The organism is Corynebacterium sp. TAE3-ERU30, assembly GCF_019209925.1.
Lineage (GTDB): Bacteria > Actinomycetota > Actinomycetes > Mycobacteriales > Mycobacteriaceae > Corynebacterium > Corynebacterium megadyptis.
Genome location: NZ_JAHUTO010000001.1, coordinates 195564 through 207417, shown reverse-complemented (window position 1 = coordinate 207417; position 11854 = coordinate 195564). Strand labels below are relative to the sequence as shown.

The following is an 11854-nucleotide window of genomic DNA, read 5'->3' as shown; positions in this document are numbered from 1 at the left end:
TGTGCTCGGGGCCCTCATCACGGACTGTCACCACGGGACTTCCTCACGGGCCTTCCATCGACACATGCACAGGCGGGCCCGCGCCACTATGGCACCGGACCCGCCGTGCAACCGTGGGATCCCCCTCGACTAGCTCGGGTATCTATCCCAGCGGGTTGGGGGTGAGATGACCGAAACGGTGGGTGGTAATAGACACCGCCTGCTCCAGTAGCAGCGGCAGCAGCTCGCGGCGGCCATCGGAGAGTACCGGCGCTGTGAGCAGGGTGGCGCCCAAGCGCACGGCGTGCTCGCGCATCGCGTCACTCGGCTCACCGAGCACGCGGACCCGCAGCTGCGCTACCTGCTCGCTTTCTTGGGCGCTCAGCCCTGCGGCGCGGGCCACAGCTGTCGCCTCGGCATCGCCGGTGACGACCACAGTGGTGCCGGTGCGTAGTGCGCCGAGGTGAATACGCAGCAGATCCCGTAGCCTCCAGCCAGCACCGAGGTGCACCTGCAGCGGCTCGAGTAGCGGCCGGTAGCGGAAGATATTGCTCTCGGATTGCAGCCCAGTGCGATCGTGGGTGCGACCAAACTCCCGCTCCCACCAGTACTGATCCGAGTGGGCGGCACGACGCAGCCACTCCAGATCGGCGGCGTTAAGATCCAAGCGCCCATCGTGGGCGCGTTCTGCGATATCGCGCAGTGCCCGGTTGATGCTCGGCTCGAGGGATACCGGCGGCACCTCGACTGCCTCGGTCTCGCTCCACACGCCCTGCTGGGCCACGTAGTTCGGGCCGCCGGCCTTGGCTCCGGCGCCGAGCGCGGATTTCTTCCATCCGCCGAAGGACTGGCGTTGCACGATCGCGCCGGTGATACCGCGATTGACATAGGCGTTGCCGACTTCCACATGCTCCACCCAGTACCGGATTTCCTCCTCGTCGAGGGAGTGGAGCCCGCCGGTCAGGCCATAGCCGGTGGAGTTTTGCCACTCGATGGCCTCGTCGAGATCGCGGGCCCGCATGATGCCGAGCACCGGCCCGAAGCATTCGTGGGTGTGATACCAGGAGCCGGGTTGGACGTTATCGCGGATACCGGGGCTCCACAGCGTGCCCTCCTTGTTGAGCTTGCGTGGTTTAATCAGCCAGCGCTCGCCCGGTTCGAGGGTGGTCAGCCCGCGCAGAAGTTTCTCATTGGGTGCTTCGATGAGCCCGTTCATGGTGGTGGAGATATCGGTGCCCACACCCACCTTGAGGGTAGAGACGGCATCGACCAACTGGTTGATGATGCGCTCGGACTTCCCCGCGCTGCCCACCAGAATGGCAAGGGAGGCGGCGGAGCATTTCTGCCCGGCGTGGCCGAAGGCGGAGTGATAGAGATCCGATACCGCTAGATCAGGATCGGCGGCGGGGGTGATGATCAGCGCGTTCTTTCCTGAGGTCTCGGCGTTGATCACCATCTCCGGCTTCCACGAGCGGAAGAGCTCTGCGGTATCGGAGGCGCCGGTGAGAATCACCGACTCTACATCCTCGTGCGCGATCAGCCGCTTGCCGGCCTCGTCCTCATCGGCATTGACCAGTTGCAGAATGTCCTCGCCGATGCCGGCCTCGCGCAGGGCCTCGACCGCCACCTCAGCGCAGCGCAAGGCCTGTGGCGCGGGCTTGATGATCACCGCGGAGCCTGCCGCCAGCGCGGCGAAGACCCCGCCCATGGGAATGGCGATGGGGAAGTTCCACGGTGGGGTCACCACCACTACTGAGTAGGGCGTGAACTGTGCACCGGAGTGCGCGTCGATCGCCCGAGCAGATTCTGCGTAGTAGCGGGCGAAGTCGATGGCCTCGGAGATCTCCGGATCGGCTTGGTCGACAGTTTTGCCAGCCTCGTGCGCTGCCACAGAAATTAGCTGTCCGCGGTAGCGTCCCAGCGCTTCAGCGGCGCGGTCGAGCACCTCGGCGCGCTCCGCCCCAGAACGCGCAGCCCACGCCTCATGCGCCTGTTGGGCACGGGCGACAGCCTGATCAATCACCGCAGGATCGGTGATCAATTCAGACACCGGCGCACCTGGATCCTGAGCGAGTGCTGCCAACGCCCAGGCGCGGTTGGCCGCGAGGGCGGGATCTGTGTCGGGCTCGTTGTGGAAATGCCCGTCATGACCCAGCTGGGCCTCGGTGTTCTCGGCGCGGTTTTGGGTGCGCCGCGCGCTATCGCGCACCTCCCAGCGCTCCCGCACCGCGTCGAGATAGCGCTGCTCTTGTTGCTCTAAGGGGGTGTGCTGGTCGGGCCCTTCGACATCAGGGGCGAACATCGCATAGATAAAGTTCTGCGGCTCGCCGTTTTCCTCCAACCGGCGCACCAGATAAGAGATGGCCACATCGAAGTCTTCCTTGTGCACCACCGGGGTGTAGAGGATGATGCGCCCAGCGTCGCGCTGCACCACGCGGCTTTGGGCCGGGGCCATGCCTTGGAGCATTTCGATATCGAGCTGCCGGCTCACCCCGCGCTTATCCGCTAGCTCGATGGCGGTGGCGAGGGTGTAGAGGTTGTGGCTGGCCACACCGATGCGAATGGCATCGGCGTTGTCCTCAGTCAGCACATAGTCCAGCAGGCGAAGATAGTTGGCGTCCACCTCGGCCTTGCTCATATACGGCGCCTGCGGCCAGTCGTGCAGCTCGGCCTCCACGCGCTCCATGGAGAGGTTTGCGCCCTTGACGATGCGCACCTTAATCGGCGCGCCACCGTTGGCCACGCGCTCGCGGGCGAAGGTGACCAGTTGTTCCAGCGCGCCCACCGAGTCCGGCAGATAGGCCTGAATCACGATGCCGGTTTCGAGATCGTGGAACTCCTCTTCGGCCATGAGCTCGGTAAAGAGCCGCAGCGTGAGCTCGAGGTCCTTGTATTCCTCCATGTCGAGGTTGATAAAGGGCCGATCGGCGCGTTCTTGCGCGGCGCGATACAGCGGCCGGATTTTGTCTTTGAGCGCCTCGACCGAGCCTTCAAAGTCCCAGTGGTTCAGCTGCGAGACCACCGCGGAGGCCTTAATGGAGACGTAGGTGACCTTCGGATTCTGCAGCAGCTCAAGGGTGCGCTCTAGGCGTCTATCCGCTTCCTTTTCACCCAGCACGGCCTCGCCAAGCAGGTTCACATTCAGCTGAAAGCCCTGCTCTGCGGCGCGATCGAGCAGCTTATCCAGCTTCGATCCTTGGGCATCAAATACCAGGTGGCCCACCATCTGGCGTAGCTTGGCGCGCGCGATCGGCATAGCAACATGCGGCATTGCCGGGGCGAGAAGGGAGCCGGCGGTGATCAGCGACTTATTCACCACGCCCATAAAGTCCGGAATCGCGTTCTGCGTGCGCCGCTGCGCATCAAGCGGGCTCGCGAGCCGGTTGAGCTCCCGCGCCGACACCGCATTATCTTCCGGCCGTGCCACCCGGTCCACAAACCCCATGGTGAAGTCAATGCCGCCCTCAGAGCGCACCATCTCGGATAAAAGCTCGGTGTTTTTCGCTTCCTTGCTGCTTACCGACGCGTTCTCGGCTTCGCGCATCCACCGTTGCGCCCGCGCAATAGCGCTGTCGGTGATCTGCTCAAGGTCATCATTCAGGCGGATTGGCATGGTGTGCCCCACGTCCTCTCTGTGTGTCGGGTACAAAACACTTGACCGGCATTGGGTGGGCCGTGTCACGCGAGTGGATAGTGGGCCCCAGCGTAGCAGTACGCCCCGCTGTTCTGGGAGGGTTTTTTCGGCTTCGCTTATCGACGCCATCTAGCCGCCCACCAGCGCGTAGCTGAGCTGCAGCCGCGCTGCAGGTGAACACAGCTTTTGCTAAAAAGGTTTTCAAGGAGAAAGCGCCACAGGCCCACCCCTGTGGCGGATTCCCCGATATCACCGAATACATGTGAATGAGGAAGCGATAGGAATGATCTAAAAAAGAGCCTTTCTATCTGGCAGCTCATCGCCTTCGGTGTCGCCGGAGTGGTGGGGTCGAGCTGGATTTATACCAACTCCCTATTCTTCGCTGACTATGGGGCCGGCGGGGTGCTTTTGGGCCTTGCCATCGGCTGCGGTCTCGCCGCGTGTGTGGCCATCGCCTATGCGGAGCTGACCACAGCTTTTCCCCGAGCCGGTGGGGAAGTGGTGTTCGCCTACACCGTCCTCGGGCGTCGGGCTGCTTTCGTAGCCAGCTGGATGCTCCTCGGGGCCTATGTATCCTCCTTAGCGTTTTAGGTCACCGCCTTCGGCTTCCTGCTGGGCGAGTTCATTCCCGCCATTAACACTGTGCCGCTCTATGAGATCAACGGCGTGACCGTCTACCTTCCGGTGCTGCTCATCGGCCTCGCGCTCACTCTCGTCTACTTGGCGCTTAACTGGTTCGGGGTAAAGCTCGGTGCCCAAGTCCAGCTATTGTTGTTTTTCGGCATCATCATCGTCGGTACAGCGTTGATTGTGGTGGGCTTTGGCACCGGCTCGGTGGATAACTTCTTCCCGGCCTTCAAATCTGATTCCACCGCGATCACTGATGTGCTGAGGTTTGTCATCCCCGCCATGACATTCATGGCCGGTTTCGGGCTGGTGGCGGTGCTCGCTGAGGACGCCGATCTTCCTCCCAAGCGTATCGGTGTGGCTGTGCTCGTTACCGTTCTCGGTGCCGGTAGTTTCTACCTCCTCGTTCTCGCTGCCACCGCGTGGGTGTACCCGTGGCAGCACATCGCCGTGATGCGCCTGGGCACCATCTCTGCGTTTACTGAGGCCGGCCATCCCACTCTCGCCATGGGCGGCTACGCTATCGCCATTTTCGGGTTACTCACCAGCTTCCTTGGGCTGTTTGTTGCGTCCTCTCGCATCCTCTTAGCTATGGGCCGTGCCCAACTGTTGCCCAGTGCGCTCGCGCACGTCCACCCCGTACACAAAACCCCCACCGTGGCACTGCTGTTTACCACCATCGTCACCCTCGCTTTGGGCTGGCTTGGACCAGGCGCGGTGGTGTGGTTCCTCGATACCGGTGGGGTGTATCTCGGCGTGGTGTGGCTGATGGTCGTGTGGGCCAAATACACCTTGCCTAAAAAGTATCCACAGATGCAGCGGCCTTATGTGTCTAAGCTGTCGTGGCTGCCTGCCATCGGGGCCGTGGGCGCCATCCTGATTGTGGTGTGGGCTCTGCTACCAGGTACTCCAGCCACGCTGGTCTGGCCTGCCGAATACATCATCCTTGGCGTGTGGCTGCTACTTGGCGGTGCCCTTTATGCGTTCTCTACTAGATTGGAGGATCACGACGCGCTCGGGGCGATGCTGGGCGATAGCTACCACCAGCTTCGTCACCGCACCACGGGCAGCTCCCACGATCAGAATTAAGTGTGAGGACACCTATGGAGTCGAGACAACACACCACCGCGCATCTTCCCACCCCCGAGGCGCTTCCCGCGCACGCTGCGGAGATCATCGCTGGCTCGCGGAAGGAGACCGGCGCCACCCACACCGGCTGGGCGCTGATCAACGGTCGAAGCATCCCAGCCGCCGACAACGCCGATGACATCTTCCGCGTCGCCTCGATCACCAAATCCTTCACTGCCAGTGCGATGCTTGGCGTCATCCACGGCCTCATCCCCGCCACCAACCCTGTTACTCTCGAGACGACAGTGGGGCAGTTCATCCCTGGCGCGGATGCGAGTATCACCGCCGTCACCATCCGCCAACTGCTCAGCATGGCCTCCGGCCTTCCTACCGATGACACTTGGGCAGACCGCGTCGAAGCCATGAGCCGCGAAGAGTTCATCGAGCTTGCCAGCTCGCCGCTGCTGCTCAGCGCCGACCCCAGTAGCACCTACACCTACTCTAACTTTGGCTACGCCCTCATCGGCCGGGCTATTGAATACGCCACGGGCCAACCCTTCACCGATATCGTCGAGCAACATATCTTAGGTCCCAGCGGCCTACGCCAGTCGCTTTTCGACGCCACGTCGCTTGCCCCCAACACTCTCGTGAGGGGCTTGCACCGCTGTCGCCCTAACAAGTTAATCGAGGTAATCCCCACCGGCCCCGGTGCGTTCTCGCCCATTGGCGGGCTGTGCGCCACCATGAACGATCTCGCCCGTTGGGTGCAGCAGATGATCACCGCATGGAAGAGCCACACAACTGGTTGGCCCGCGGTGCACTACGAGCAGCAACACATCGCAAACCTCGAGAAGGTCACAACAATGAATGGGCGCGCAGTAGCGGACGCCTATGGCTACGGGCTGCACGTGCGCGAGGATGAACAGTACGGCCGGTTTGTGTTCCACTCTGGCGGCTATCCCGGCTTCGGCTCCCATATGCTGTGGCACCCAGCCACAGAACTCGGGGTGGTGCTCGCAGGCAACATCACCTACTACCCAGCCCAGAAATACGCCGAGGAAATTCTCTACTACTGGCTCGACGAGATCGGATATCAGCGCAGCCAAACACCCTTCAAAGGGATGTGCCCAGTGGTTGAATCCATCTCAGTAAGCGAGCAAGCACTGGCTAGCGCCAGAAAAGTGGAACAGCTCATCCACACCTGGGACGATAGCCTTGCCGATGAGCTCTTCGCACTCAACATGGACCTCGACACAGAACGCAGCGCCCGACGCGAGATCCTGCAGCAGGCATGCCTTGAAGGCTGCGAGAGTAACCCTTTGGAGGATCTGCGCTGGATGAGCCCCACCGAGGCGCGCTGGACGCTCAGAGCCCAGCCGGAGACTGTGCTGCGCATGCTACTCAACCCCACCGGCGAGGTGTCGGCCCTAACCCTGTACAAGCCCGGCGGCTCAGGATCAGTGCACTAGCTACTACGCGTTATCGCTGAGCGAATCGACAATCCGCACGGTCTCTACAGCGACGCGAGTAACCTTGGCGATCAAATCCACAATGTAGCGAGGATCCTCCTGCTCATCCGCCCAATCATTGGGGTCGTTGATGATGCCGGAGTTCTTGTCCTTCTTCACTTGGTAGCGGTCAATGATCCACGCCAGTGCCGAACGGGAGCCGAGCTGGTAGCGCTCCGCATCTTCGGGAATGCCGGAAATAGTCAGGTGCTTGTTATAGATGATCGTTGTGGTGTCATTAACCAACTTGTTCGTCTCTGGGTCGCGGACCTTGGCCCACTTCATCTTCTGCACCCGCCATGCCTCACGCGAAGACAGATCGGCAGAGTTCTTCCCCCCCCCCCCTGTTTCACTGGCCAAGGCTCAACCTGCTCATAGTTCACGTGGAGATCCATGAGCTTCCGGCCTGCGGTAGCGAGCTGGTCAAAGCGAGCCCGAGAGCTCGGCGTCTCAATATGGGGCAGCATTTTCTTCAGGTCTGCCGCATAGGTCTCGCGGTAGGAGGGATCATGCAACTTCCCATAGACGAAATAGAAAATATCGTCCTTAATCACATCCTCGCCGATCGCTTTCTGGTACACGGCGAGGATCTCATCGGTGATGTTATCCACCCGCCGGTACCCATCGAGGATCTCGCCCTCACAGCCCGGCACGGCCTCTGAGTGATCCGATGCCATAGCTCCCATCAAATCAAGCTCACCCTCTGGCGCATCAACCGGCTCCCAAGTCCAGCGGGGGAAGAATTGAATTGGATTGCCAGCGCCAGCGATACCGACGAGATCAACTACTTTATCGGAACCAAGAGCGGTGAACGGGGCCGAGGATCCACGGCCAGAAATGCCAAAACCGATGTTGTCGTGCCCTGGGGTGGGGAACATCGAGGGGAGCTGGTACAACCTATCGTTGACCGCAGAATCGAAGTAGCACACTTGGTTGGAGAAGGGGCGGTAGAGCGAGCGCCTCTTGCTCTGAGGTGCGTACGTAATCGAGTAGTCGCGGGCACACTGCTGTTTGAGACTCTGATTCCAGGAAATATTATTGGCTCGGTCAGGCGCCTCCGTGGTGAGGAAGCGTGTTACGTCCGACTCTTTAGGCTTAGTGAGGTTGTGGTCTTTGGCCCATGAATGGAACGCGGCGCGGACATCATTGTAAATGTCGATGAGCTGGCGCATATTGGTTTCGATTTTGTCGCCAGCATAGTTATAGCACCATGGGTCCCGGCCAGATTTAAGCCCAGCAGAATAGATATTAAAAAACCGTGACGATTCGGAGCTTCCTTTATAGCCAATAACGGGCCATTTTCCGAAGTCCTCGTCGCGCTGGTTGAGCCAGTCGCCGTGATTGTTGGGGGTGATCGTGGTCCAGTCGATAGTGGCAGGGGAGGAATGTTCGACGATCTCGAGCTTGTGCTCAGCACTAAGGTAGTCGCCGATATCGCGGTAGTGGATGGTGCAGCCAGAGGCGGTGGGGTCCTTGATGCCAATGGTGATAGCTACGGTGTTGCGGCTGCCAGAACCGAAAACCTTGCCGCCCTCCTTGCGGGAAAGCTCGCCGGCCGTGCGTTGGTTGCCTCGCAGGTTGAAGACGTAGATGTAGCTAAAGTCCTCAGCCATCGATAGGCGCACGCCGTCGGCGGTGTTGCCGTTAATCCAGCCACCATTGGATACGAAGGCGACGATGCCGCGCTCGCCGATGCGATCGGTTGCCCAGCGGAAGGCCCGCAGGTACGAGTCGTAGAGGCTATTTTTATTGGTCGCGGTGGATCTACCCGCGTAGGTTTCGGCGATACGGGCGTCGAGGGTTGGGTACTTGAGGTTTTGGTTGTTGTCGTTGGCGCTGGTTTGGCCTACGGAGTAGGGCGGATTGCCCACGATCACGTGGATGGGTGCGTCCATCTGCCGCTGTATAGCGGCGTTGTTGTCTTTGAAATAATCCAGATCGAGGGTGTCGTCTTCTTCGGTGATCTGGAAGGTATCGGCCAGTGCAATGCCTTCGAAGGGGACGAACTCTGGTTCAGGCTCGTTGTTGCGCCGTGCTTCTTCTGCCTTGAGGGCGTTATAGGTGGATTCGATATTCACGGCGGCCACATAGTAGGCGAGCAACATGATCTCGGTGGCGTGGAGCTCAGTGGCGTATTTACGAGCCAAGTCCTCGGGCTGGATGAGTCCAGACTGCAGCAGCCGCACCATGAAGGTACCGGTGCCGGTAAAGGGATCGAGCACATGCACGCCTGGATCACTCAAGCCCTTCCCGAAGTGTGTGGTAGACAGCTCATTGGCGCTACGGAGGATGAAATCGACAATCTCTACCGGGGTATAGACGATGCCGAGGGCCTCTGATTGCTTCTTAAAGGCTTTGCGGAAGAACTTTTCGTAGAGCTCCTTGACCACCTGTTGCTTGCCGGAGGCGGAGGTGACTTCGCTGGCTCGTACCCGCACGGAATCATAAAAGCGGTGCAGGGACTCTGTTTCCGCGTCAAGATTGGCGCCTTCGAGCGCGTCGACCATGCGTTGCATCACTCGAGAGACTGGGTTGTGTTGGGCGAAGTCATGCTCGCTGAAGAGCGCGTTGAATACCGGGGCGGTGATCAGATGCTGCGAGAGCATGCTGATGGCTTCTTCGGTGGTGATCGCATCATTGAGGTTGCCTCGCAGACCGGCGAGGAAGTGATCGAACTCTTCCTTAATGCTGACGTCTGCGATAGCTAGCAGCTTGGTGATGCGCTCGGTTTGAGATTGCGCGATGGCGGCGACATCGTCTGCCCAGTCTTCCCAGTAGGTGCGGGAGCCAACCTTATCAACCACTTTGACATACATGGCCTCTTCCCACTGCTCGAGGGAGAACAACGCCAGAGTGGATTCAGTGACGCCCTCCTCGCTGCTCGCGGAGTCAGCGGCGGTGTTTGTCTCGTTGATCATCTCGCGGGTGCTGCTAACGTGATCGACTTCTAAAGGCAGCGCCTCGGCACCGTTCTTTGCCTCAGCATCCAGTGTGTCGGCTGGGGAGTTGAGCGCGATGGAGTTGATCTTGGCGTTGAAGCGCTCATCGTGGGCGCGGAGCGCATTGAGGATCTGCCACACGACCTTGAAGCGGGTGTTGTCGTTGAGCGCCTGCGACGGCGACGTGTTCGGGGGAACCGCCACGGGAAGAATGATGTAGCCGTAGTCCTTGCCCTCCTTTTTGCGCATCACTCGGCCCACGGATTGGACCACATCAACCATGGAGTTGCGAGGATTGAAGAAGGCTACGGCGTCGAGTGCCGGCACATCCACCCCCTCGCTGAGGCAGCGGGCGTTGGTGAGGATGCGAGCCTCATGTTCGTTCATGGTGGACTCCAGCCAGGAAATGCGGGAGTTGCGCTGCATGGCGTTCATCGAACCATCAACGTGTTCTGCGTTGATGCTGAGGTCGATGTTGTGCAGGGCGGCGTCGTCAAGCGCAGAGTTCTCGCGGAGCTGCTCTTGGTGGCTGGCGATCAGCGCGGGGAAAGTGGTGGCAATGGTGGTGGAGGTTTTGATGTCCTTGGCGAAGGCCACGGCACGGTGCATGGGTGCTTCGGTGGCGCTGAAACCTGCCTTTCCACCTTGGAGCGTGCCAGAGCGTTTGGCTAGGGCATTCCAGACGCCGATCATGGCGGAGGCCGTGGCGAGGTTAATGCCGCCGGTCTCCGTGCCGGTTTTCCGAGCCAGAGCCTCGGCGGCGACATCCTCGTCGACTGTCATGACTAGCACCTTGTAGTCGGTGAGCAGGCCGTGATCGACGGCATCGCCGAAGCCGAGACGGAAGAACTCTGGTCCGAAGACGGCTTCATCGTCCATGGAAGTGATCTCCGCCGAGTGTTCCTCGGCCTTGTCCTTGACCGTTTGATCGAACAGCCGCGGGGTGGCCGTCATGTACACGCGTTTGGTGGCGCGGATGTAGTCCGGATCATGGACCTTCACGAAGTTCGAGGAATCCTCGTGGGCGAGGGTGACACCGGTGGTGCGGTGGGCCTCGTCGCAGATGATGAGATCGACATCATCGAGACCCTGCTGTTGGGCGTCGTGAATAGCCTCAATGGACTGGTAGGTGGAAAAAATCACCTGCAGCCCGGCGGCGCGGCGGCCGTGGGAGAAACGCTCCGCGATAGCCGCACCATTGGTAGAGACGGGAATCTCCAGATCATAGGACGCGATGTCCTCGGCCTTCTTTGAAACCTTCGAATCAGAGCACACCGCATAAGGCTTAAGGTCCATGCGGGTTTGGGCCAGCCACTCTTTCATCGTCTGACTCAACAGCGCGATAGACGGCACCAAAAATAACACACGGGCTCGGCCACCATTGGCCTCGGCAACCCGCTCGGCCAAACGCAGCGAGGTGAAGGTTTTACCGGTGCCGCAAGCCATGATCAGCTTGCCCCGATCGTGGGTTTCTAAGCCCTCCATCACCGCAGCAATAGCGCGTTCTTGATGCGGGCGCGGTTCGAAGGTTTCCTTCTTGGTGAGGTTGATCTCTACCGTGTCGCCAGGGAAGGTGAGATCCCAATCAATAGGGGACTGGGCGATATCCGCCAAGCCGATGCGAGCCGCAGGAATAACCTGATTCTCCAGCATCGACTCCGCATTCTTACTCCACTCATCCTTGGTAGAGATAATCACGCGGTTGGCGAACTGCTCCACACCGGACTCCGTGCGGAAGGAACGCCCCGAGGCCTCAAAGAAAGAATCGAGATGCCTTTTAGACAGCGTGGTGGCATCGTCAAAGAACTTGCACTGGATCGCAGTCCACGCGCCATCCTCGGCACGCTTGGCCACCAGATCAATGCCGTAATCCGAGCGGCCATTGGTGTACGGCCAATCCAACCACTGATATACCTCCGAATACTCGGTGCTCAGCACCGGATCAGCCTTGATGTAATTGACCATCAACCGCTCAAAGGCATAGCCATAACGGGCGGGATTGGGCTGGTTGGCACGGAGCTGCTCGAGGGCCTCAGCGAAGGTAGACATGAGGACCATTATGGCCAATAGTCTTACCGTTGGGAGAAGGTTTACACCCA

Annotated in this window: 2 protein-coding genes and 2 pseudogenes; 2 read left to right on the top strand and 2 right to left on the bottom strand. The window is 60.2% G+C overall.

The window, feature by feature from the left end:
• Positions 1-142: 142 nt before the first annotated feature.
• A complete protein-coding gene (locus KR227_RS00885; protein WP_218363321.1) occupies positions 143-3592 on the bottom strand; it encodes a proline dehydrogenase family protein in 3450 nt (1149 codons plus the stop codon).
• 327 nt (positions 3593-3919) lie between these two features.
• Between KR227_RS00885 and KR227_RS00875 the strand changes: the two are divergent.
• Together KR227_RS00875 and KR227_RS00870 are read left to right on the top strand one after the other, a co-directional pair.
• A pseudogene (locus KR227_RS00875) lies at positions 3920-5329 on the top strand (APC family permease).
• 14 nt (positions 5330-5343) lie between these two features.
• On the top strand, positions 5344-6777 hold the full coding sequence (locus KR227_RS00870; protein WP_218363318.1) for a serine hydrolase: 1434 nt from the start codon (positions 5344-5346) through the stop codon (positions 6775-6777).
• Positions 6778-6780: 3 nt separating this feature from the next.
• Here KR227_RS00870 and KR227_RS00865 read toward each other — a convergent pair.
• Positions 6781-11804, bottom strand: a pseudogene (locus KR227_RS00865) (DEAD/DEAH box helicase).
• Positions 11805-11854: the final 50 nt, after the last annotated feature.

Excerpts from the sequence above, each read along its gene's own strand:
- KR227_RS00885 (WP_218363321.1), bottom strand. The coding sequence starts at position 3,592 with ATGCCAATCCGCCTGAATGATGACCTTGAGCAGATCACCGACAGCGCT.
- KR227_RS00870 (WP_218363318.1), top strand. The coding sequence starts at position 5,344 with ATGGAGTCGAGACAACACACCACCGCGCATCTTCCCACCCCCGAGGCG.